This is a genomic window from Chryseobacterium sp. SIMBA_028, assembly GCF_046535285.1.
In the GTDB taxonomy this organism is placed as follows: Bacteria; Bacteroidota; Bacteroidia; order Flavobacteriales; family Weeksellaceae; genus Chryseobacterium.
Window position 1 is genome coordinate 1 of the sequence record NZ_JAWRWZ010000896.1, and the last position, 230, is coordinate 230.

1 protein-coding gene is annotated in these 230 nt (G+C 36.1%); it reads right to left on the reverse strand.

Translation table 11 applies throughout. The features are described 5' to 3' along the window. Window positions 1-47 precede the first annotated feature (47 nt). Window positions 48-230, reverse strand: a 183-nt coding sequence (locus tag SCA31_RS25790; RefSeq protein ID WP_410699770.1) for a hypothetical protein, incomplete at its 5' end; no start/stop codon positions are given.

A 230-nucleotide genomic window follows, 5' to 3' on the forward strand; every position in this document is an offset into this window, starting at 1 on the left:
CATTATTAGTCTTTGTTTCTAAATTAGTTAAGAGCGATTTCATAGGCTTACACAGGAACTAAAGTGGATTGTTCAACAAAATTTTCCAGCAATTCAACCGCACGATCATTTCCCCCTGCATTAATTAAACTCGATTGAACTTCTTTGGCTGCATTTCTGTACGTTGGGTTTTCCAATAGTTCAAAAACAGTCTGACGAAGGGCATCTACACGTAATCTTTTATATCGAAT